Below are 20595 nucleotides of genomic sequence, written 5' to 3'. Positions count from 1 at the left end.
CCGTTCTACTCACTGCTGGAGACCGGATTTCCCTGGCCCTCCGGCGGGCAAAGACTCCACCCGCACCACCCGCTGCGGATAGGGAATGTCGATGCCCGCGCCGCGCAGCCCGTCGAGGATGGCGATGTTGATGGCCGAACGCACGTTGTCCTTGCCCTTGTCGGGGTCGGCAACCCAGAAGTTCAGCGTGAACTCCAGGCCGTCGGGCGCGAAGTTCATGAGGAAGGCCACTGGCTCCGGGTCGGTCATCACGCGCGGCTGGGCCTTGGCTGCATCGCACAGGATGGTCTGCACCTGCGCCACGTTGCTCTCGTAGCCGACCACGATGGTGGTCGTGATGTTGAACTTGCGGTCGGCCAGCGACAGGTTTTCCACCCGGCTGGTGATGAGCGATTCGTTCGGCACGATGGCCTCGCGTCCGTTGCCCGCGCGAATCAGGGTGTAGCGGGTCTTGATGTCCGTGATGCGGCCTTCGAAGGTGTCGACCTTCACGTTGTCGCCGATGCGGATCGAGCGTTCGAGCAGGATCACGAAGCCGCTCACGTAGTTGGCCGCCAGCTTCTGCAGCCCGAAACCAAGGCCCACGCCGAGCGCGCCACCCAGCACGGACAGCGCCGTGAGGTCCACCCCCACGGCCGACAACGCGAACAGCAGGCCGACCAGCAGCAGGAAGGCGCGCACCGCGTTCGATGCCACCTTGCGCATCGACAGGTCGGTGACGGCTTCGCGCAGGATGCGTTTTTCGATGGTGCTGGAGATCCACAGCGAGATCACCAGCACCAGCCCCGCCGACAGCACGCCCTGGAAGATCGTCTGCAGGCTCACGCGCGTCTTGCCGAAGGCCAGCGTGATCTGGTCGAGTTCGGCCAGCACCGGCGGCAGCAGTCCGACGATCCAGAGCACCGCCGCGATCCAGGCCAGCCAGGAGACGGTGCGCTCGATCAGCCGCACGACGTTGGACGCTGGAAACACCGCCCGCAGCACCCGCGCGAACAGCCGGATGACCGCCAGCGACAGGAACACCGGCACCGCGATACGCAGCACCAGCACGGTCTGAAAATCGATCACCACGCGCCGGGCGAGATCGGTGAGCACCAGCGCCAGCAGCGGGAACAGCAGTCCGTCGAAGGTGCTCTCGCCGAACCAGATCGAGTCCTTGGGCTGGTCGCGTCCGAACCATTTGCTCACGGCCCAGGCCAGCGCCACGCAGGCCACCAGCGCAACCAGTTCGATGCCGAGGCCGCGCGCATCGACCTGGGCGAGGCGTTGGGTGAAATCGTTGAAATTCATCTATTGAAAGGAAACGAAAGCGTGGGCGCCATTCGCGCCGGCTGCGCTACAGGTCCGCGAGAACGCGAATGTGGGCTTCCACGCTGCGCGCCAGCGCATCGAGGTTGTAGCCGCCTTCGAGCATCGAGACGATACGGCCCTTCGCATGGCGCCTGGCAACATCGTGTATGCGGCCCGTTATCCAGGCGAAGTCGTTCTCGTTGAGCCCGAGCTGGCCCAGGTCGTCCTCGCGGTGGGCGTCGAAGCCGGCGCTGATGAAGATCATCTGCGGCTTGAACTCTTCCAGCCGCGGCATCCAGATCGCCTCGATCAACTCACGCACGTCCATGCCCCGGGTGTAGGCCGGGATCGGCAGGTTCAGCATGTTCGATGCCGGATGCACCGTGCCGCTGTACGGATAGAACGGATGCTGGAAGAAGCCGACCATCAGCACGTTCGGGTCGTTCGACAGGATGTTCTCGGTGCCGTTGCCGTGGTGCACGTCGAAGTCGACGATGGCCACGCGCTCCAGCCCATGCACATCGATGGCGTGCCGCGCGGCGATGGCGATGTTGTTGAAGAAGCAGAAGCCCATCGCCTGCTCCCGGCAGGCATGGTGGCCGGGCGGGCGCACCGAGCAGAAGGCATTTTCAAGGTCGCCGGCAATCACTGCGTCGGTCGCGGCAATCGCGGCTCCTGCGGCGCGGCGCGCGGCCAGCAGGGTGAAGCGGGTGAGCATCGTGTCGGGATCGACCTGCGCATGGTCGGGGCCGCCGGCAGGCTCGTCGGCCACCAGGCGTTGATGCAGTTCCTCGAGGTACTCGACGTGCTCCGTGCTGTGCGCCCGGGTGAGCTGCTCCAGAGTGGCCAGCGGCACATCGCAGTGCTCCAGCGCGTCACCCACGCCGGTAAGCAGCAGGCGGTCTTCGATGGCATCCAGGCGCCCGGGACATTCGGGATGCCCCCCGCCCATGTCGTGCTTCCAGAAGTCGCGATGTGTGAAGTAGCCTGTCTTGCCCATGTGTCTCTGTCGCCACGTCTAGACCTCACGCGGCATGGGGCCGGCAGGTCTTACGGTATCGTTTGCATATGGATACAAATATGGACGTTGCTGCAAAGCTAGCCACTTTGTTAACTCAGCTTAACACGGTGATCGTGGGCAAAGAGGCCCAAGTGCGCGACTGCGTCGCCTGTCTGCTGGCAGGCGGGCACCTGCTGATCGAGGACGTGCCCGGGGTCGGCAAGACCACCCTCGCCCACGCGCTGTCGCACACCTTCGGGCTGCAATTCTCCCGGGTGCAGTTCACGGCCGACCTGATGCCGGGCGACCTGTCGGGCGTGGCAATTTACGACCGGGGCCAGCAGGCCTTCGTTTTCCACCCCGGGCCGATCTTCGCGCAGGTGCTGCTGGCCGACGAAATCAACCGCGCCAGTCCCAAGACCCAGAGCGCGCTGCTCGAGGCAATGGAAGAAAAACAGGTCACCGTCGAAGGCGAGACCCGCCCCCTGCCCACGCCTTTCTTCGTGATCGCCACGCAGAACCCGCAGGACCAGCTCGGCACCTTCGCCCTGCCCGAGTCGCAGCTCGACCGTTTCCTGATGCGCATCTCGCTCGGCTACCCCGACCGCGCCGCCGAGCGCCAGCTGCTCTCGGGCGTCGACCGCCGCGAAATGCTCGCCTCCCTGCCCGCCATGCTGACCGCCGGCGAGCTGACCGCCCTGCAGCAGCGCGTGCAGCAGGTGCATGCGGCCGATCCGCTGCTCAACTACGTGCAAGACCTCATCGCCGCCACGCGCTCGGGCCGCTGGTTCCTGCAGGGCCTGTCGCCACGCGCCGGCATCGCGGTGCTGCGTGCGGCCAAGGCGCAGGCGCTGCTGGCCAACCGCAACTACGTCGCGCCCGACGACGTGCAGGCCGTGCTGCCGCAGACGATCGCGCACCGCCTCACGCCGGTCGGCGATGCGGGCCGGGGCGCCGTCGAGCAGGTGCGCGCCATGATCGCCGCAGTGCCGCTGCCGTGAGCCCTGCAGGCGCCCTCCGCTCGCGCATCGACGGCTGGTTCCTGTCGCGCCGTCCGCCGTCGGACACGCTGGAGCTGACTCAGCGCAATGTCTACATCGTGCCCACGCGGGCCGGATGGACGCTGGCCGCGACGCTGCTGGTGCTGCTGATCGCCTCGATCAACTACCAGCTCAACCTGGGCTACCTGCTGACCTTTTTGCTCGCCGGCAGCGTGGCCGTGGGCATGCACGTGTGCCACGGAACGCTGCGCGGACTGGCGATGCACATGGTGGCGCCCGACGCGCACTACGCGGGCGCCGCCGCTGTCTTCCGGGTGGTGCTGCACAACACGCGGCGCAGCGTGCGCTACGGCATCGGCATGGCCGTGCGCGGCAGCGGGCAATGGGCCTGGACCGACGTGCCGGCCGAAGGAACGTCGACCGTCGAGATCGCGTTCAAGCCCGAGCGGCGCGGGCTGCACCCGGTGCCGCCGCTGACGGCGGAAACGCGCTTTCCCCTCGGCACGTTCCGCGTGTGGACGGTCTGGCGGCCGGCCGCGCAGATGCTGGTGTACCCCGCGCCCGAAGCGCATCCACCGCCGCTCCCGCCGGGCGAGCCCCTGTCGGGCCCTGCAGCCGTGTCCGCCGCGCTGCGGGCGCACAACGCAGGCGAATACGACGGCGTGCGAGCCTACCGGCGCGGCGATCCGCTGAAGCTCGTGGTCTGGAAGAAGGCCGCGCGGGCGCAGGCGGCCGGCTCGGAAGACCTCGTCAGCCGCGACACGCAGCAGACGCAACGCGAAGAACTCTGGCTCGATGCGCAGGCCACCGGCCTCGCGGACACCGAGGCCCGCATCTCACGCCTGTGCGCCTGGGTGCTGATGGCGGACCGGCTGGGTGTGGACTACGGCGTGCGGGTAGCGGGCCGGATCGTGAAGCCTTCCCAGGGCGAGGCCCACCGGCGGGCCTGCCTGGAGGCATTGGCCCTGTGCTGAACAAGACCGTCGCATGAACAGAGTTGCACGCGAACTCGCCTCGCTTCCCCGCGATGCCAGGGACACCCTTTTCCTTCTCTGCGTCATCGGCCTGATCCTCTTGCCGCAGGTCGAGAACCTGCCCTGGTGGTGCACGGCCATCACGGCAATGGTGCTGCTCTGGCGCGCCTCGCTGGCCGTGCAGGCGCGCCCCCTTCCCAGCAAGTGGTGGCGCCTTGCGCTGCTGATGCTGACGATCGGCGCCACCTACGCCACCCACCGCACGCTGCTGGGCCGGGATGCGGGCGTCACGCTGATCGTCAGCCTGCTCGCACTCAAGACGCTGGAGCTGCGCGCGCGGCGAGACGCCTTCGTCGTCTTCTTCCTGGGCTTCTTCACGATGCTCACGAACTTCTTCTATTCGCAATCGCTGCTGACTGCCTTCACGATGCTGCTGGCGCTGCTGGGCCTGCTGACGGCACTGGTCAACGCGCACATGCCGGTGGGCCGGCCACCGCTGATGCAGGCCGCGCGCACGGCAGGCTGGATGGCGCTGGCGGGCGCACCGATCATGCTCGCGCTGTTCCTGCTGTTCCCGCGCTTCGCACCGCTGTGGGGCACACCCAGCGACGCCATGGCGGGCCGCACCGGCCTGTCGAACAGCATGCGCGTGGGCACCATCGCTGAGTTGGCGCTCGACGACAGCATCGCCGCGCGCATCAAGTTCGATGGCGACCGCGCGCCGCCGCAAAACCAGCTGTACTTCCGCGGGCCAGTGCTGGCGCAGTTCGACGGCCGCGAATGGACCGCGCTCCCGTCATGGGCGCGTGGCGCACAGTGGTCCTCCAACCTGCGCGTGAGCGGCGAGCCTGTGCGCTATGAAGTCACGCTCGAAGCCAACAACCGCCCCTGGCTGCTGACCCTCGACGCCTCGCAGCGCCCTCCCGAGGCCCCCGGATTCGAAGTCACCGGCACGCCCGACCTGCAATGGTTCGCTAACCGCCCCGTCACCGACCTAGTGCGCTACCGCGCCGAGAGCTACACGCAGTTTCAGAGCGGCCCGGTGAAGCGCACGGGCGGCCAGCTCCAGGCCTACCTGGCCCTGCCGCCTGGCACCAACCCGCGCACCGCCGCCCTCGCCGCCGAGATGCGCGCCGATCCCGCGCTGGCCAACGCCAACGCACAGGCCTTCGTGCAAGCCGCCCTGCGGCGCCTGCGCACCGGCGGCTACAGCTACACGCTGGAGCCGGGCGTCTACGGCAACGACACTGCCGACGAGTTCTGGTTCGATCGCAAGAAGGGCTTCTGCGAGCACATTGCCTCGGCCTTCGTGGTGCTGATGCGCAACCTCGGCATTCCGGCACGCATCGTGACGGGCTATCAGGGCGGCGAGCTCAACAACGTCGACAACTACTGGATCATTCGCCAGAGCGACGCCCACGCCTGGGCGGAGATCTGGCAGGAAGGCACCGGCTGGACGCGCGTGGACCCGACAGGCTCCGTCGCCCCGGGGCGCATCGGCCAGACGCAACGGCTCGTGCCGCAACCGGGCCTGTTCGCAGGCGCCATCGGCTCGATGAGCCCCACGCTCGCCCAGAACATCCGCGCCGCATGGGAGGCCGTGAACAACGGCTGGAACCAGTGGGTGCTCAACTACACCCAGAGCCGCCAGCTCAACCTGCTGAAGAGCATCGGCTTCGAAGCGCCGAGCCTCGAAGACCTGGCCTACGTGCTGCTCTACCTGCTGGTGGGCGCGAGCCTGGCCGGCGCCGGCTGGACGCTGTGGGAACGCAGCCGGCACGACCCATGGCTGCGTCTGCTGGGCCAGGCACGCGCGCGGCTCGCCAAGGCCGGCCTGCAATTGCCTGACACCGCCCCGCCCCGCCAGATGGCGCAGGCAGCCGACGCGCGCTTCGGCCCCGCCGCGCAGGCCGTGCGCGACTGGCTGCTCAAGCTCGAAGCGCAGCGCTATGCACCGGCCACGCCAGACTCGCTCTCCACCCTGCGCTCGGAGTTCCGCCACCTCGCCTGGCCCAGCGCCAACGCACGCGGCTGAAACCACATGTGTCCCTGAAGAGGGGCGGCGCGGGCGGACGGCACAATCGGCCGATGCGATTTTTTCTCCCCACGCCTTCGCGCGCCGCTGCGGCAGCCGCTCTTCTCGCCGCATGCTGTGCCTGGTCCACGGGGGCCATGGCCCAGAAATCCTCCAACGGCCGCAGCGCAGCCGCCAGCCCGGTGCGCGGCAGCACGCCGTATTCCACGCGCGACGATGCAATGAAATTCGCCGACGACGTGGCCGAGCGCCGCGGCCTCGACCGCGACTGGGTGCGCACCACCATCGGCAGCGCTCGCTTCCTGCCCAACGTGCCGCGGCTGATGCTGCCCGGCCCGGTCGGCACCGTGAAGAACTGGCAGACGTATCGCAGCCGCTTCATCGACCCGGTGCGCATCGCGGCCGGCGTGCGCTTCTGGCGTGCCAATGCCGACACGCTCACGCGTGCCGAGCAGGTGTACGGCGTGCCGCCTGAAATCATCGTCGGCATCATCGGCGTGGAGACCATCTACGGCCGCAACATGGGCAACTTCCGCGTGATCGACGCGCTGGCCACGCTCTCCTTCGACTTTCCCGATGGCCATCCGCGCGCCGCCGAGCGCCAGGCCTTCTTCCGCGGCGAACTCGAAAGCTTCCTGAGCACCGAGAGCCGCACCGCCGACGATCCGCTCACGCCCCTGGGCAGCTATGCGGGCGCAATGGGCATGCCGCAGTTCATGCCCAGCAGCATGGCCAAGTACGCGGTCGACTTCGACGGCGACAGCCGCATCGACCTCGTCAACAACCCGGCCGACGTGATCGGCTCGGTCGCCAACTACTTCAAGTCCTTCGGCTGGCAGCCCGGCATGCCGGCCATCTACCCCGTGCATTTCGAGGAAGCGCGGCTGCAGAAGGCGCTGCTGCTGGCACCCGACATCCTGCCGACCTTCAGCGCCGACAGCTTCGTGGCCGCCGGCGCGGTGCCCGAGGGCGAAGGCATCAAGCACAAGGGCCTGCTCGCTTTGATCGAGCTGCAGAACGGCGCCGACGCACCACCGACCTACGTAGCCGGCACGCGCAACTTCTACGTGATCACGCGCTACAACTGGAGCAGCTACTACGCCATGTCCGTGCTCGACCTCGGGCAAGAGGTCAAGGCGGCGATGGAGCAATAGGCACCATGACACCCGATGCACTGCGCGCGAACTGGAACGAGGCCTGGCGTGCCCTGGGCGTCGAGTCGCCCGGCGATGCGCTGTGCGCCGAGCTGCAGCGCCGTTACAGCGAGCCGCAGCGGCACTATCACACGATGCAGCACCTGGGCGAATGCCTCGCGTGGTTCGAGCGCGAGAAAGCATCGGCCGAGCGCCCTGGTGAAGTGGCGCTTGCGCTGTGGTTCCACGACGCGATCTACGACGTGCACGCCCACGACAACGAAGCTCGCAGCGCCGACTGGGCGCTCCAGGCCCTGCTTGAAGCCGGAGTGGACGAAGCAGCAGCCGAACGGGTTCACGCGCTCGTGATGGCCACGCGCCACGACGCCGTGCCCGAAGGCCGCGATGCCGAACTGCTGATCGACATCGACTTGTCGATCCTCGGCGCCGAACGCACACGCTTCGACGAATACGAGCGCCAGGTGCATGCCGAGTACGCCTTCGTTCCAGACGAGATCCGCCTGCCGCGCCGCCGCGCGATCCTTCAGCGTTTTCTCGACCGCCAGGCCATCTACGCAACGCCGCAAATGCACGCGCAGCTCGAAGCGCGGGCTCGCGCCAACCTGCAGCGCTCCATCGCCGGCTGAGCTGCCCTCTACGTCAGTCGGGCACCAGCCGCCACCACTCGGAGCGCGGCAACTCGTCATTGCGCTCCTCTTCCACGATACCGAACAGCAGTCCATCGCGCGTCGCACCGAGCTTCGCCAGTTGCAGCGTGCGCGCCTGATCGCGACACAGCGCAAAGCTGGCGTCGCCCTGCCATTCGAGACACCGACCGACTTCGGCCAGCATCAGCGCAGGCTGGCTCTGCATGAAGGTGAAGGGCATCGGCAGGCCCGCATCGAGCTGGGTCAGCCCCGCATGCGTGGCGCCCCATGCGCCGCGCATGCTGGCAACGCGGATGCGCGCGCCGGCCGGCAGCGCTGCCTCGCCGGCGGCGTCCAGGCAGCAGCGCGCGCCGTACATCGCCAACTCGGTCCACAGGCCGACGCGGCGCGGCCGGCGGCCGATGCGGCGGGCCAGGTCATCGCGCCAGTCGGCGGGCGGCGGATGCGCGACGAAATGAGCTGCGGTGCGCCAGGTGCTCATGGGCCGACATCCTTCAGTACCAACGAGGCGTGCCCACCGCCGAAGCCGACCACGTTGAGCAAGATGTTGCGCAGCCTCTTCGGCGCCTGCTCGCTCAGCGCAACGCCGAGCGAGGCGTCGAGCGGATAGTCCACGGTGGGCCAGACGCCACCTTCGATGCAGCCAACCAGCAAGGCCAGCTCCGCCGCACCCGCCGCGCCCAGCGTGTGGCCGAGGGCCGACTTGAGCGACACCAGCGGCGGCAGCGGGTCGAACACCTGCTTCAGCGCCTCCACCTCGATGGCGTCGTTGACCGGGCTGCCGGCGGCCTGCACCTTGATCAGGTCGACATCGCCGGGCTGCAGGCCGCTCTGCGTCAACGCGCCGCGGCACATCGCGAGCACGGCCGAGGCTTCGGTGCCCGAGGGATTACGCCCATCGACCACGTTGGCGCCACCCGTGATCTGCCAGCACGCGGGCTGCGATGTCAGGCGCAACGCAGCCACCGCTTCACCGAGCACCAGCCCCTTGCGCTGTGCGCCGAAGGGCTGTGCGCTGTCGGGCGCCAGCAGTTGCATCGCGCCGAAGCCGGCCACGGTGAAGCGGTTGTCCATCTCGACGCCGATCACAAGCGCTTCGTCGGCCTCCGCGCTTCGGATCAGGTCAGCGGCCGCCAGCACGGCGTTGAGCGCCGAGGTGCAGGCGGTGGAAACGGTGAACACCGGCCCCTGCCAGTCCAGCGCGCGGGCCACGACGCCGGCAAAGTCCTGCAGATCGCCGCCTAGCCGCAGATCCTGTTTCTCGTATTCCATGAAGCCGATGTCGAGCGACGACGAGGCCACGAACAGCGGCGCGGTGCGTGGCTCCAAATCACCGGTCTTGCCGCTCTGCGCAACCACGCTGCGCACGGTGCTGCACAGGCGCTGCGTCCAGTCGCCTTCTCTCGGCGCCAGCGCATAGACCGGCCAGCTGATTCCGTCAGCCACGGTCACCGGCGTCGGCGGCACTCCACCACGCTGCAGCGAAGCCAGCACCGACGGCATGTCGTCCCCCAGCACACAGGCCAGGCCCATGCCGGCCAGGTAGACATCGTTCATGCCTTGCCCGCTTGCGCGAGATGCTCCGCGAGGTGGGCGATGGAAGTCATCGCCCGGCGCGTTTCCTTGCTGTCGGGCATGCGCACGCCGAAGCGCTGCTGGATCGTCATCGACACCTGCAGGGCATCGAGCGAGTCGAGATCGAGCCGGGCCTCGGGGCCGAACAGCGGCTCGTCGTCGCCGAGGCCGCCCGGGGGCGCATCTTTCTCGACGGCCTCGAGCACCATCGCCTTGAGGCTGGCAATGAATTCAGGGGTGACGGTGGTGCTCACGGTGCGCGCCTGCGAAACAGGAAAACAGCCAGAAGAAACATCAGCGCCGCAAACACGACCAGCCGGCCGATCTGCGGCAGGGCATCGGCCACGTCGCCGCCGCGCAGCAGCACGGTCAGCAGCGCCTCCAGCCCCCAGTTCATCGGAGAGATCTCGACCAGCCGCTGCATGAAACCCGGCATGACGAACTTGGGCACCATGATGCCGCCTGCCGCCGCCATCAGCACGTTGACCATCGGCCCGATGGTGGCGGCCTGAGCATGGCTGCGCACCAGGCAAGCCAGTGCGAGCGACAGGCTCACCGCCGCCAGGCTCACTGCCCCCAGCGACAGCAGCAGCGCTCCCCAGTGGATGCCCGCGAGCGACAGCGCATCACCGCCGATCAGCGGCATGAACCAGATGCCTGCAGCAAGCATCAGCACAGCCTGCAGCGCATTCACGCCCAGGTACGGCAGCGCCTTCGACGCCAGCAGCATGGTGCGCGACACGCCCAGGCTCTGCAGCCGGCCGAGCGCCCCCGAACTGCGCTCCTGCACGAACAGGCTGGAGAGCGAGGCCACCACGAAGAACATGCCGAACACCAGCCACGCCGGCACGTTCTGCTGCACCGAGGTCGGCCGCGGGCCGGCGGTGGAGAAGCGCTCGGCTCGCACCATCGCCTCGATGGAGGCCTCGGGCGCCGGGCTGGCCGTGCCGGGCACCGCCAGCGCAAGGCGCGCCTTGAGTTCGCCCGATGCGCCGATGAGTTCGGCACGCAGCGCGTTGAACAGGTTGGCGTCGATGCCCGGCTCAGTCAGCAGATGGATGCGCGCCTGGGTCGACAGCGCGGCAGATTCCAGTTCTTCCGACAGGCCCGGCTCCATCACGATCACGTACTTGAGCGTGCCGTTGCGCAGCCGCGCCTGCCAGTCGCTGCCCAACGGCTGCGGTGCGCCGTGGCTGCGCTGCCAGAGCTGCTGCAGCCATTTGGCCGGCGTGGCCGTGTCGCGCATGTCGATGGCATAAGTCAGCTCGGCCAGCGGCGGGCGATAGATGTCCTTCAGCGTGAGCGACATCAGCACGATGAAGACCATCGGCATCAGGAACAGCGCGGCAAGGCCGTGCATGTCGCGCACGAGGGCGAGCAGTTCTTTCTTGATAAGCGCGAGGAGCATGGGGTTCAGTCGCGCAGCGAGCGGTGGGTGAGCGCCATGAACAGCTGCTCGAGGTCATGGCGGCCGAATTCGGCATGGCGCACTTCGATGCCCGCGGCTTCGAGCGCGGCCAGCACAGGCCCCGGGCCGCTGCCGGCGTTGAGGTGAATGCGCCAATGCACTCCCCCCTGCTCCACCGTGCCGAAGCGCGAGAGCATGTCGGCGTCGAGCCCGTCGGCGGCCAGCGTGAGCAGCATCGCGTTCTTCGACAGCAGCTCGTCGAGCGAGCCTTCGCGCAGCACGTGGCCGCGGTCGAGGATGGCGACGCGATCGGCAATCGCCTCGATCTCTTCCATGTAGTGCGAGGCGTAGATCACCGCCGCGCCCTGCTGCGCGAGGCTCTTGATGGCGTCGAGGATGAAGGCGCGCGATTGCGGATCGACGCCCACGGTGGGCTCGTCGAACAGCATCAGCTCGGGTTCGGGAAGCAAGGCGATGGCCAGGTTGAGCCGGCGCTTGAGGCCGCCCGAGAGCCGCTCCGCGCGCACGCCGGCGAACTGCTCCAGCTGCGCAAACTGCGTACAGACCGCGATGCGCTCCTTCTTGCGCGCGCCCGACAGGCCCCCCGCCGCAGCAAAGCAGGCAAGGTTCTCGGCCACGGTCAGCATCGGATAGAAGGCCTGCTCCTGTGGCGCCACGGCGATGCGCGTAGGTGTCTTCGCACGCACCTGCTGCAGCGGCTGGCCATCGATGCGGATCTCGCCCGACTGCACGGCCAGCGCGCCCGACAGGTGCGAGATCAGCGTGGTCTTGCCTGCGCCGTTCGGCCCGAGCAGGCCCAGTACACAGCCTTTTGGCACCGCGAGCGATACGTCGGCCAGCGCGGGGGCGTCGGCGTGCGGGTAGCGGTAGCTGAGCTGGCGCAGCTCTAACATCAGGCGACAGCTGCCTTCAGGTCGCGAAAGAAGCTTTCTTCCTGCTGCGCCTGCTCCCGCAGCTTCGCAGCCAACGCAGCCGGGTCGACCGCCTCGCGCCCCTTCACCATGCGCGCCGCCTTGAGCGCGAACGCACGCCAACCGTCACCGATGGCGATGAGCCGCTCGGACATCTGCTGCAGCTGCGGCTTGTCGAGCAACTGCGCTGCCTCCTGCAAAAAGCCCGCGTAGATGAAGCGGAAGCCCGCCCCGCCCGTGCCGATTTCTTCCTGCATGCGCACCACATGGCCGATGAAGTCGACGCTGCGCGGATCGGCCGGCGACAGCTTCTGCATGCGCTTGGCCAGCGTGTGCATGCCGCGCACACCGACGATGGGAATGGGTGCAAGCATGTTGCGCACCGTCTTGCGGATGGCCTTGACCACCGAGGCCGCATCGACAACCTTGCGATCGATGGCCTGCGGGTAGTACATGAGCCCCTTCGGCGCCAGCACGCCCTTGGCGAAACGCGCGCGTGCCAGGTCGCTGCTCGCGCAACGCACGGGCTCCTCGAACACCGGGTCGCTGATCAGGTAGTCGTCGCCGTCCTTGCCGTACACCAGCAGGTTGTGCGCGTTGAAGTGAAAGCGCATGTTCGGCGGAAAGTACGGCAGCCAGTAGACCGAGGTTTGCAGCCCCACCAGCTGGCCATCGGCCAGCAGCGCGTCGAGCCTCTGCTGCCCCGCATCGGCGCTGCGAAAGGTCTCGAAGCGAAAGCGCGCGGCCATCGGCGCCAGCAGGCCCTTGATGATGGCCTTGGGCGGCATGCGGTACGAGATCAGCGGCAGGCCCGACAGCTTGATGAAGGGCAGGTACGCGAACGAAATCGCGGACGACAGGCCCAGCGCCATGCTCTCGCTCATCGGCGCGCCGTGGTGGCGCATCAGGCTGGAGATGACGCCGCTTTCGCAATGCGCCGCCTGTTGGTGTTGAAAGTTCACGGCAGGCCTTGCAAGGTGGAAACGGGCAGGCCCAGCGCTTCGCTGTAGCGTGCGAGTTGCGCCGATGACAGCGCGGCGAAATGGCGCGGCTGCAGGTGGCGCCGCACGCGCCACTGCCAGAAGCCGCTGGTCTGCGAGAGCAGCGCCACGTCCATGCGGCGCTCGTACATCCAGTATTCGAGCGGCGAAGCCTGCCCCGCCTTCACGCGTTCCTTTGCGGCCTGCGCCTGTTCGACGAGCACGTCGACCGCATGGCTGGTGACGATCTCTTCCGCCTCCCAGCCGCGCGAAGTGGTGGTGACGACGCGGCCCTGCGCGTCGCGGGCGTACATCAGCTTGGAATGGCCGTCGAGGGTCGCATTGCCCTCCTGCGGTACAGCGTCGAGATCCATGGCTACACCGCTTCCATATAAATGAAGCCGCTGGAGAAGCGGCCGCTTTCGGGCACGAACATCAGTAGCTTCTGGCCGGGCTTGATGCGGCCCGAGCGGAACAGCTCGTCGAGCATGATGTACGGCGACGCCGAACCCGTGTTGCCCTTGCTCGCGAGGTTGCTGAACCAGCGCTCGCGCGGAATCGGCAGGCCCAGCGATTCGAGGCACTGGCTCACCGGCTCGACGAAGTATTGCGACGACAGGTGCGGCAAAAACCAGTCGATGTCCGCCGTCTTCAGCCCGCGCCGCTCGATGATGGCCGCCAGCGGCTCGCCCAGCGTGGCGCGCACGATGTTGTCGTTGAGCAGGCGCACGTCCTGCTTGACGGCAAAGGTCGACTCGCGCTGCCAGTCTTCGGGCGACTTGCGCCCCCAGCCGTCGAGGCCGCCTTCGGCATTCTTCTCGGCACCAGCGTACATGCACACCGGCAGCTCGTGCGCGGCGGACGACAGGTCGATCCAGTCGATGCGCAGCGACAGCGGCCCGCGCGGCTCGCGCTCCAGCAGCACTGCACCCGCGCCGTCGGACAGCATCCAGCGCAGAAAGTCTTTCTCGAAGGCCAGTTCGGGCCGCGCTTCCAGCGCTTCGAGCTTGTGTTCGAGCTCGGCTTCGAAGCGCGAGCCGCGCATCACGGCCGAGGCGAGCTCCGAACCCGTGGCCACCGCGCGCCGGGCGTCGCCCGCGCGCACCGAGAGCCATGCATGCTTCAACGCGGTGGCGCCGGCCAGGCAGATGCCCGCGCAGGCCACCACTTCGAGCCGCGGCCAGCCGAGTTCGCCGTGCACCATCACCGCGTGGTTGGGCATGAGCTGGTCGGGCAGCGAAGTGCCGGTGACGAGGCAGTCGACCGGCCCCACGTCGCCCAGCGCGCGGATCGCGGATGCAGTGAGCTGCGCGTTGGTCATCGCCAGTTCGCCCGTGGCGCGGTCGATGGCGTAGTGGCGCGACTGGATGCCGTTGCTGCGCAGAATCAGCCGCCGCGCGCGGGACGCCTTGCCGCCGATGCGACCGAGGACGTCTTCGATGTCTTCATTGCTGACCGGGGAAAAGGGCAGAAAGGCGGCAGTGCGGGTCAGGAAGACATCAGTCGTCATAGAGGGGGGTGCGGTCCGTGGCAGAGCCCGACGGGCACTCGAATTGGGCTGTCATTTTAGTCAGCCACCCTCTGAACAAAGGTCGCAGAAGCGCTTGCAGGCTCAGGCTCACGGGCACCACCGTAATGATCAGTACCAGCAGAAACAGCACGTACAGCAGCAGCAGCGGCTTGCGCTGCCACGCGCCGGGCCCGCCGGCGGCCATGATCAGCTTGCCCCAGAGGTAGAAGCTGCGCGTGCCGGCCTTCTCGCTGATGAGCAGCCTGGCATTGGCCTGCACGGCTCCGAGGCCGGCCAGCAGCGGCTGCGTGCCGCGTTCCAGGTCGTTGTGCAGCGCATCGCGCAGGGCACGGCCGAAACGGCCCGTACCGTTGATCTGTTCGGTACTGAGCCCGGCATCGGGCATGCCCCAGAAGCCGCGCTTGCGCCCCCAGATCAGCCATGCCGGCGTGGTGAAGAAGGTGGCGAGCGTGGGGCCGGGGTCGGTCAGCACCACGTTGTCGATCAGGCGTGCGCCCACGTCGTCGAGCATGCCCTTGAGCTTTTCGTGGGCCAGAAGCCACATGTTGCGGCAGGCGATGACCGTGACCACCGGCTTGCCCTTGAGCAGCCGCGCCGCCACCGGGTGCTTGAGGAAGGCTGCCACGGGCTGCGAAGGCGCCAGGAACCACACCTGGTACGGCAGCACGATCAGGTCGAAGTCTTCCTCACCCGTGAGCGACAGCGGCGCCAGCGGCTGCGGCTTCATGTGGGCCGACTCCGGAAAGGCGTCGAAGAAAGTCAGGAAGGGCCAGGGAAAGGGGTACGGCGCGAGCGGGCGCAGCGTTTCCTCGTGCACCTCGATCGACGGATCGGCGCGCAACGGCGCCACGATCCGGTCTGCAACCTCGTCGAGCTGGCCGGATTGCGAATAGCGAAGAACGAGGACGCGCTTGACGCTTCGAGGGGGGCTGGAGGGGCTGGAAGTCACTGGCGGTGGCGTTTCGGGGGCCGTCGAATGTACGCGATGCCTGTAGCGAACGCATCTGCCAATGGTCATGGCGTCGCGGCAATCAGACGGTCGAATCGGTCAAATGGCCGGCGATGCGGAAAAAGAACAAGAAAAAAGGGCCGCACCTTGCGGCACGGCCCCTGTCTCGGCGCGAGAGGGAGGCTCAGCGCACCTTGCCTTCCTTCCAGGCGGTCAGCAGCTTGTTGTAGTCGATGGTCTCACCCTTCGGCTTTTCGTTGGCCAGCTTCTTCCACGGGGCGTGGTCGTCGCTCAGGTACTTGGCCGGGTCGCCCTTGGGGTTGAGCTTGGGCGCGCAATGGGCCATGCCGGCGCGCTCGAGGCGGGCCATCACGTTGTCCATCTCGTCGGCCAGGTTGTCCATTGCCTTCTGCGGGGTCTTCTCGCCCGTGACGGCCTCGGCCACGTTCTTCCACCAGAGCTGCGCGAGCTTCGGATAGTCGGGCACGTTGGTGCCGGTCGGGGTCCAGGCCACGCGCGCCGGGCTGCGGTAGAACTCGATCAGGCCGCCGTACTTGTTGGCGTTCTGCGTGAAGTAGTCCGAGCGGATGTCGCTGTCGCGGATGAAGGTCAGGCCAGTGATCGACTTCTTCAGCGAGGTGGTCTTGGCGGTGATGAACTGCGCGTAGAGCCAGGCTGCCGCCGTCTTGTTGGCGTCATGGCCCTTGAAGAAGGTCCACGAACCCACGTCCTGGTAGCCGTTCTGCATGCCCTGCTTCCAGTACGGACCGTTCGGGCCGGGGGCCATGCGCCACTTCGGCGAGCCGTCGTCGTTCACCACGGGCAGGCCCTTCTTGGTCATGTCGGCGGTGAAGGCCGTGTACCAGAAGATCTGCTGGGCGATCTGGCCCTGCGCCGGCACCGGACCGGATTCGCCGAAGGTCATGCCCATGGCTTCCTTGGGCGCGTACTTCTTCATCCAGTCGATGTACTTGGTGAGCGCGTACACGGCGGCCGGCGAGTTGGTGGCGCCGCCACGCGACACCGAAGCGCCCGTGGGCGTGCACTTGTCGGCGGCAACGCGGATGCCCCATTCGTCGATCGGCATGCCGTTGGGGATGCCCTTGTCGGCGGAGCCGGCCATCGACAGCCACGCATCGGTGAAGCGCCAGCCCAGCGACGGATCCTTCTTGCCGTAGTCCATGTGGCCATAGATCGGCTTGCCGTCGATGGTCTTCACGTCGACGCTGAAGAACTCGGCGATGTCTTCGTAGGCGCTCCAGTTGAGCGGCACGCCCAGGTCGTAGCCGTACTTGGCCTTGAACTTGTCCTGCAGGTCCTTGCGCGCGAACAGGTCGGCGCGGAACCAGTACAGGTTGGCGAACTGCTGGTCGGGCAGCTGGTAGAGCTGGCCGTCGGGGGCGGTGGTGAAGCTGGTGCCGATGAAGTCCTTCAGGTCGAGGCCCGGGTTGGTGAACTCCTTGCCCGCGCCGCCCATGTACTCGGTCAGCGACATGATCTTGCCGTAGCGGTAGTGCGTGCCGATCAGGTCGGAGTCGGACACCCAGCCGTCATAGATCGACTTGCCCGACTGCATCGAGGTCTGCAGCTTCTCGACCACGTCGCCTTCCTGGATCAGGTCGTGCTTGACCTTGATGCCGGTGATTTCCTCGAAGGCCTTGGCCAGCGTCTTCGATTCGTACTCGTGGGTGGTCAGGGTTTCGGAGACGACGGACACCTCCTTCACGCCCTTGGCCTGCAGCTTCTTGGCCGCATCGATGAACCATTTCATTTCCTCCATCTGCTTGTCCTTGGACAAGGTAGATGGCTGGAACTCGCTGTCGATCCATTTCTTGGCTTCAGCCTCGCCGGCCGTTGCCGCACCGTGCGCGGCGAACATCGCCGCTGCCAGTGCCAATGCCGTGTAGCGCATCTTCATGAAGTTGTCTCCTCGGTTGTTGCTTCCCCGGTGTTGTGTTCGATCACGGCTCCGGGGAGGCGGAGAGCCGGAACGCATTCGGTTGAACGAATAAGGCGAAAGGCGGTGCCCGCTCAGCCCTTGCGCATCACGAGCGCAAGCAGGCCCATCGACAGCACGAAGCTGATCCAGATCGAAGGCTCGGCCTCCAGGCTGAACCACTCCTGGAACTTGCCGGCCAGGCCGATGAAGACCAGGTTCAGGTACGCCGCCGACAGCAGCCCGATGAAGAGCCGGTCGCCGCGCGTGGTGGCCATCGGCAGCCAGCCGCGCCGCAGCGTGGTGGGCGACTTGAACTCCCACACCGTCATGCCGACCAGCATGAGCGCGATGCAGATGAAGAACACGGCCACCGGGGTGGTCCAGACCATCCAGTCGAACATCTCTCGGCCTCCTTAAACACGACCCATCGCGAAACCCTTCGCGATGTAATGGCGCACGAACCAGATGACGATGGCGCCCGGCACGATGGTCAGCACGCCGGCCGCAGCCAACGTTGCCCAGTCCATGCCCGAGGCACTCACCGTGCGCGTCATCGTCGCCACGATGGGCTTGGCGTTCACGCTGGTGAGCGTGCGCGCCAGCAGCAGCTCGACCCAGCTGAACATGAAGCAGAAGAACGCCGCCACGCCCACGCCGGCCTTGATGAGCGGCAGGAAGATGGTGAGGAAGAAGCGCGGGAACGAATAGCCGTCGATGTACGCCGTCTCGTCGATCTCGCGCGGAATGCCGCTCATGAAGCCTTCCAGGATCCACACCGCCAGCGGCACGTTGAACAGCAGATGCGCCAGCGCCACGCCCAGGTGTGTATCCATCAGGCCGACCGTGCTGTACAGCTGGAAGAACGGCAGCAGGAACACCGCGGGCGGCGTCATGCGGTTGGTCAGCAGCCAGAAGAACACGTGCTTGTCGCCCAGGAACGAATAGCGCGAGAACGCATAGGCCGCAGGCAGTGCCACGGTGAGCGAGATCACCGTGTTGATCGCCACGTAGATCAGGCTGTTGATGTAGCCCGAGTACCACGACTCGTCGGTGAAGATGCGCGCGTAGTTGGCCCAGGTGAGCTGCTGCGGAAAGAACGAGAAGCTCGACAGGATCTCCTCGTTCGTCTTGAAGCTCATGTTGATCATCCAGTAGATGGGCAACAGCGCGAACAGGATGTACAGCACCAGGAAGATGCTGCGCTTGTGAAATCTCTTCTCGTTCATTTCTCCACCTCCGCTTCCTGCGTGCCGACCCGCTGCATCCAGTTGTAGAGCACAAAGCAGAACAACAGGATGATGAGGAAATAGATCAGCGAGAAGGCAGCGGCCGGCCCCAGGTCGAACTGCCCCACCGCCTTCTGCGTGAGGTACTGGCTCAGGAAGGTGGTCGCGTTGCCCGGCCCACCGCCCGTCAGCACGAAGGGCTCGGTGTAGATCATGAAGCTGTCCATGAATCGCAGCAGCACCGCGATCATCAGCACGCCGCGCATCTTGGGCAGCTGGATGAAGCGGAACACTGCGAACTTGCTCGCGCCGTCGATGCGCGCAGCCTGGTAGTAGGCATCGGGAATCGAGCGCAGGCCCGCGTAGCACAGCAGCGCCACCAGCGGCGTCCAGTGCCACACATCCATCACCAGCACGGTGAGCCACGCGTCGGTGGCGCTGCCGGTGTAGTTGTATTCGATGCCCATCGTCTGCAGCGCGTGGCCCAGCAGGCCGATGTCGGCACGGCCGTAGATCTGCCAGATGGTGCCGACCACGTTCCAGGGAATCAGCAGCGACAGCGCCACCACCACCAGCACCGCCGACGACTTCCAGCCCTTGGCCGGCATCGACAGCGCAAGGCCGATGCCCAGCGGGATCTCGACCAGCAGCACCGACAGCGAGAAGCCCAGCTGGCGCCACAGCGCCTCGTGCAGCTCGTCGTCGCGCATCACCGAGGCGAACCATTCGGTGCCGACGAAGACGCGGCGCTCGGGCGAGATGATGTCCTGCACCGAGTAGTTGACCACCGTCATGAGCGGCACGATGGCCGAGAACGCAACGCAGATGAGCACCGGCAGCACCAGCCACCACGCCTTCTGGTTGATCGGTTTGTTGGTGGCGTTCATGCGACCAGTTCCTCGTCTTTGTAATAGCAGGTGTGCGTGTCGAGCACTCGCACCCACACGGTGTCTCCCGCTGCCGGCGGCTGGTCATCCGAATGCAGCCGCACCTTCAGCACGCTGCCGTCGGCCACCACGCTCAGCATCACGTGCGTACCCACGTCCTGCACCTGCTTCACCACGGCCGGCACGGCACCGGCGGCGCCCGCGTTGGACAGGCGCAGGTACTCGGGACGGATGCCGATCTTCAGCGGCCCCTGCGGCAGTTCGCGCGTGGGCACCAACGGCGTGCCCGCAACCTCGATGGTTCCGTTCGCGCTCTTCGCGGACAGGAAGTTCATGCCCGGCGAGCCGATGAAATGCCCGACGAAAGTGTGGGCGGGCCGCTCGAACAGCGCTTCGGCACTGCCCACCTGCACAGCCTTGCCGCGCGTCATCACCACCACTTCTTCAGCGAAGGTGAGCGCCTCGACCTGGTCGTGCGTCACGTAGATCAGCGTGAGCTTCAGCTCGCGATGGATCTGCTTGAGCTTGCGGCGCAGCTGCCACTTCAGGTGCGGGTCGATCACGGTGAGCGGCTCATCGAACAGCACCGCCGACACGTCGCTGCGCACCAGCCCGCGCCCGAGAGAGATCTTCTGCTTGGCGTCGGCCGCGAGGCCGGCGGCGCGCTGGTTGAGCTGCCCGCTCATGTCGAGCATCTCGGCAATCTCGCCCACGCGCTTCTTGATCTGGTCGGCCGGCACCTTGCGGTTGCGCAGCGGGAACGCGAGGTTCTCGGCCACGGTCATGGTGTCGTAGATCACCGGAAACTGGAACACCTGTGCGATGTTGCGTTCCTGCGGCGTGGCGCGCGTCATGTCGCGGCCGTCGAAGGTAACCGTGCCTTGCGAGGGCACAAGCAGGCCCGAGATGATGTTCAGCATGGTCGTCTTGCCGCAGCCCGAGGGGCCGAGCAAGGCATACGCCCCGCCGTCGCGGAAGCTCATCTTCAGCGGCAGCAGCGCATAGTCGCTGTCCTGCGTGGGGTTGGGGCGATAGGCGTGGGCCAGGTCGAGGTCGATGCGTGCCAT

At 66.9% G+C, this 20595-nt stretch carries 21 protein-coding genes; 5 read left to right on the top strand and 16 right to left on the bottom strand.

The window, feature by feature from the left end; all coding sequences use genetic code 11:
* Positions 1-9 precede the first annotated feature (9 nt).
* Both NWF24_RS10210 and NWF24_RS10205 read right to left on the bottom strand, forming a co-directional pair.
* Entirely contained in the window at positions 10-1290 is a 1281-nt protein-coding gene (locus NWF24_RS10210; protein WP_258354059.1) for a mechanosensitive ion channel family protein, read from the bottom strand.
* 46 nt (positions 1291-1336) lie between these two features.
* On the bottom strand, positions 1337-2290 hold the full coding sequence (locus tag NWF24_RS10205; protein WP_258354058.1) for a histone deacetylase family protein: 954 nt from the start codon (positions 2288-2290) through the stop codon (positions 1337-1339).
* Positions 2291-2370: 80 nt separating this feature from the next.
* On the opposite strand from NWF24_RS10205, the gene NWF24_RS10200 reads away from it, so the two are divergent.
* The 5 genes from NWF24_RS10200 to NWF24_RS10180 are packed head-to-tail and all read left to right on the top strand — an operon-like array spanning position 2371 to position 8080.
* On the top strand, positions 2371-3291 hold the full coding sequence (locus NWF24_RS10200; RefSeq protein ID WP_093050740.1) for an AAA family ATPase: 921 nt from the start codon (positions 2371-2373) through the stop codon (positions 3289-3291).
* Positions 3288-4265, top strand: coding sequence for a DUF58 domain-containing protein (locus tag NWF24_RS10195; RefSeq protein ID WP_258354057.1), 978 nt, complete (start codon positions 3288-3290; stop codon positions 4263-4265). The genes NWF24_RS10200 and NWF24_RS10195 overlap by 4 nt, the downstream gene beginning before the upstream one ends.
* A 13-nt stretch (positions 4266-4278) precedes the next feature.
* On the top strand, positions 4279-6300 hold the full coding sequence (locus NWF24_RS10190) for a transglutaminase family protein (RefSeq protein ID WP_258354056.1): 2022 nt from the start codon (positions 4279-4281) through the stop codon (positions 6298-6300).
* Positions 6301-6353: 53 nt separating this feature from the next.
* Positions 6354-7454 carry a lytic murein transglycosylase B gene (gene mltB, locus NWF24_RS10185; protein ID WP_258354055.1) on the top strand — a complete coding sequence of 367 codons (1101 nt, stop codon included), beginning with the start codon at positions 6354-6356 and terminating at the stop codon, positions 7452-7454.
* A gap of 5 nt (positions 7455-7459) precedes the next feature.
* Positions 7460-8080, top strand: coding sequence for an HD domain-containing protein (locus NWF24_RS10180; RefSeq protein WP_258354054.1), 621 nt, complete (start codon positions 7460-7462; stop codon positions 8078-8080).
* A 13-nt stretch (positions 8081-8093) separates the two neighbouring features.
* Here the strand turns inward: NWF24_RS10180 and NWF24_RS10175 are convergent, their stop codons facing one another.
* The 14 genes from NWF24_RS10175 to NWF24_RS10110 all read right to left on the bottom strand — a co-directional run bounded on the left by NWF24_RS10175 (position 8094) and on the right by NWF24_RS10110 (position 20595).
* Positions 8094-8582: a hypothetical protein gene (locus NWF24_RS10175; RefSeq protein ID WP_258354053.1), complete on the bottom strand. Its 489-nt coding sequence runs from the start codon at positions 8580-8582 to the stop codon at positions 8094-8096.
* Entirely contained in the window at positions 8579-9658 is a 1080-nt protein-coding gene (locus NWF24_RS10170) for a beta-ketoacyl synthase N-terminal-like domain-containing protein (protein ID WP_258354052.1), read from the bottom strand. Before NWF24_RS10170 ends, NWF24_RS10175 begins: the two co-directional genes overlap by 4 nt.
* Positions 9655-9930 carry an acyl carrier protein gene (locus tag NWF24_RS10165; protein WP_256328860.1) on the bottom strand — a complete coding sequence of 92 codons (276 nt, stop codon included), beginning with the start codon at positions 9928-9930 and terminating at the stop codon, positions 9655-9657. Before NWF24_RS10165 ends, NWF24_RS10170 begins: the two co-directional genes overlap by 4 nt.
* The gene (locus tag NWF24_RS10160; protein ID WP_258354051.1) at positions 9927-11084 is read right to left on the bottom strand and encodes an ABC transporter permease; all 1158 of its coding nucleotides are present in this window, start codon (positions 11082-11084) and stop codon (positions 9927-9929) included. The genes NWF24_RS10165 and NWF24_RS10160 overlap by 4 nt, the downstream gene beginning before the upstream one ends.
* Before the next feature lie 5 nt (positions 11085-11089).
* The gene (locus NWF24_RS10155) at positions 11090-11998 is read right to left on the bottom strand and encodes an ABC transporter ATP-binding protein (RefSeq protein ID WP_258354050.1); all 909 of its coding nucleotides are present in this window, start codon (positions 11996-11998) and stop codon (positions 11090-11092) included.
* Positions 11998-12978 (bottom strand): BtrH N-terminal domain-containing protein, encoded by a 981-nt coding sequence (locus NWF24_RS10150; RefSeq protein WP_258354049.1) that lies wholly within the window; start codon positions 12976-12978, stop codon positions 11998-12000. Before NWF24_RS10150 ends, NWF24_RS10155 begins: the two co-directional genes overlap by 1 nt.
* Positions 12975-13370, bottom strand: a complete 396-nt coding sequence (locus NWF24_RS10145; RefSeq protein WP_093080156.1) for a hypothetical protein — start codon at positions 13368-13370, stop codon at positions 12975-12977. The genes NWF24_RS10150 and NWF24_RS10145 overlap by 4 nt, the downstream gene beginning before the upstream one ends.
* A 2-nt stretch (positions 13371-13372) precedes the next feature.
* Positions 13373-14506 carry a beta-ketoacyl-ACP synthase III gene (locus tag NWF24_RS10140; RefSeq protein ID WP_093050772.1) on the bottom strand — a complete coding sequence of 378 codons (1134 nt, stop codon included), beginning with the start codon at positions 14504-14506 and terminating at the stop codon, positions 13373-13375.
* The gene (locus NWF24_RS10135; protein ID WP_258354048.1) at positions 14496-15476 is read right to left on the bottom strand and encodes a dialkylrecorsinol condensing enzyme; all 981 of its coding nucleotides are present in this window, start codon (positions 15474-15476) and stop codon (positions 14496-14498) included. Before NWF24_RS10135 ends, NWF24_RS10140 begins: the two co-directional genes overlap by 11 nt.
* A 184-nt stretch (positions 15477-15660) precedes the next feature.
* Positions 15661-17394 (bottom strand): ABC transporter substrate-binding protein, encoded by a 1734-nt coding sequence (locus NWF24_RS10130; protein WP_258354047.1) that lies wholly within the window; start codon positions 17392-17394, stop codon positions 15661-15663.
* 113 nt (positions 17395-17507) lie between these two features.
* The gene (locus NWF24_RS10125; protein WP_093050783.1) at positions 17508-17816 is read right to left on the bottom strand and encodes a DUF2160 domain-containing protein; all 309 of its coding nucleotides are present in this window, start codon (positions 17814-17816) and stop codon (positions 17508-17510) included.
* Between the two features lie 12 nt (positions 17817-17828).
* Positions 17829-18641, bottom strand: coding sequence for a carbohydrate ABC transporter permease (locus NWF24_RS10120; protein WP_019656045.1), 813 nt, complete (start codon positions 18639-18641; stop codon positions 17829-17831).
* Positions 18638-19528 carry a carbohydrate ABC transporter permease gene (locus tag NWF24_RS10115; protein WP_093050786.1) on the bottom strand — a complete coding sequence of 297 codons (891 nt, stop codon included), beginning with the start codon at positions 19526-19528 and terminating at the stop codon, positions 18638-18640. The genes NWF24_RS10120 and NWF24_RS10115 overlap by 4 nt, the downstream gene beginning before the upstream one ends.
* Entirely contained in the window at positions 19525-20595 is a 1071-nt protein-coding gene (locus NWF24_RS10110) for an ABC transporter ATP-binding protein (protein WP_258354046.1), read from the bottom strand. The genes NWF24_RS10115 and NWF24_RS10110 overlap by 4 nt, the downstream gene beginning before the upstream one ends.

It is taken from the genome of Variovorax paradoxus (genome assembly GCF_024734665.1).
Classification (GTDB): Bacteria; Pseudomonadota; Gammaproteobacteria; order Burkholderiales; family Burkholderiaceae_C; genus Variovorax.
This window is presented reverse-complemented; position numbering and strand designations above follow the sequence as displayed.

Excerpts from the sequence above, each read along its gene's own strand:
- NWF24_RS10110 (WP_258354046.1), bottom strand. The coding sequence starts at position 20,595 with ATGGCACGCATCGACCTCGACCTGGCCCACGCCTATCGCCCCAACCCC.
- NWF24_RS10170 (WP_258354052.1), bottom strand. The coding sequence starts at position 9,658 with ATGAACGATGTCTACCTGGCCGGCATGGGCCTGGCCTGTGTGCTGGGG.
- NWF24_RS10155 (WP_258354050.1), bottom strand. The coding sequence starts at position 11,998 with ATGTTAGAGCTGCGCCAGCTCAGCTACCGCTACCCGCACGCCGACGCC.
- NWF24_RS10140 (WP_093050772.1), bottom strand. The coding sequence starts at position 14,506 with ATGACGACTGATGTCTTCCTGACCCGCACTGCCGCCTTTCTGCCCTTT.
- NWF24_RS10145 (WP_093080156.1), bottom strand. The coding sequence starts at position 13,370 with ATGGATCTCGACGCTGTACCGCAGGAGGGCAATGCGACCCTCGACGGC.
- NWF24_RS10200 (WP_093050740.1), top strand. The coding sequence starts at position 2,371 with ATGGACGTTGCTGCAAAGCTAGCCACTTTGTTAACTCAGCTTAACACG.
- NWF24_RS10115 (WP_093050786.1), bottom strand. The coding sequence starts at position 19,528 with ATGAACGCCACCAACAAACCGATCAACCAGAAGGCGTGGTGGCTGGTG.
- NWF24_RS10180 (WP_258354054.1), top strand. The coding sequence starts at position 7,460 with ATGACACCCGATGCACTGCGCGCGAACTGGAACGAGGCCTGGCGTGCC.
- NWF24_RS10160 (WP_258354051.1), bottom strand. The coding sequence starts at position 11,084 with ATGCTCCTCGCGCTTATCAAGAAAGAACTGCTCGCCCTCGTGCGCGAC.
- NWF24_RS10120 (WP_019656045.1), bottom strand. The coding sequence starts at position 18,641 with ATGAACGAGAAGAGATTTCACAAGCGCAGCATCTTCCTGGTGCTGTAC.
- mltB (WP_258354055.1), top strand. The coding sequence starts at position 6,354 with ATGCGATTTTTTCTCCCCACGCCTTCGCGCGCCGCTGCGGCAGCCGCT.
- NWF24_RS10130 (WP_258354047.1), bottom strand. The coding sequence starts at position 17,394 with ATGAAGATGCGCTACACGGCATTGGCACTGGCAGCGGCGATGTTCGCC.
- NWF24_RS10190 (WP_258354056.1), top strand. The coding sequence starts at position 4,279 with ATGAACAGAGTTGCACGCGAACTCGCCTCGCTTCCCCGCGATGCCAGG.
- NWF24_RS10175 (WP_258354053.1), bottom strand. The coding sequence starts at position 8,582 with ATGAGCACCTGGCGCACCGCAGCTCATTTCGTCGCGCATCCGCCGCCC.
- NWF24_RS10205 (WP_258354058.1), bottom strand. The coding sequence starts at position 2,290 with ATGGGCAAGACAGGCTACTTCACACATCGCGACTTCTGGAAGCACGAC.
- NWF24_RS10125 (WP_093050783.1), bottom strand. The coding sequence starts at position 17,816 with ATGTTCGACTGGATGGTCTGGACCACCCCGGTGGCCGTGTTCTTCATC.
- NWF24_RS10210 (WP_258354059.1), bottom strand. The coding sequence starts at position 1,290 with ATGAATTTCAACGATTTCACCCAACGCCTCGCCCAGGTCGATGCGCGC.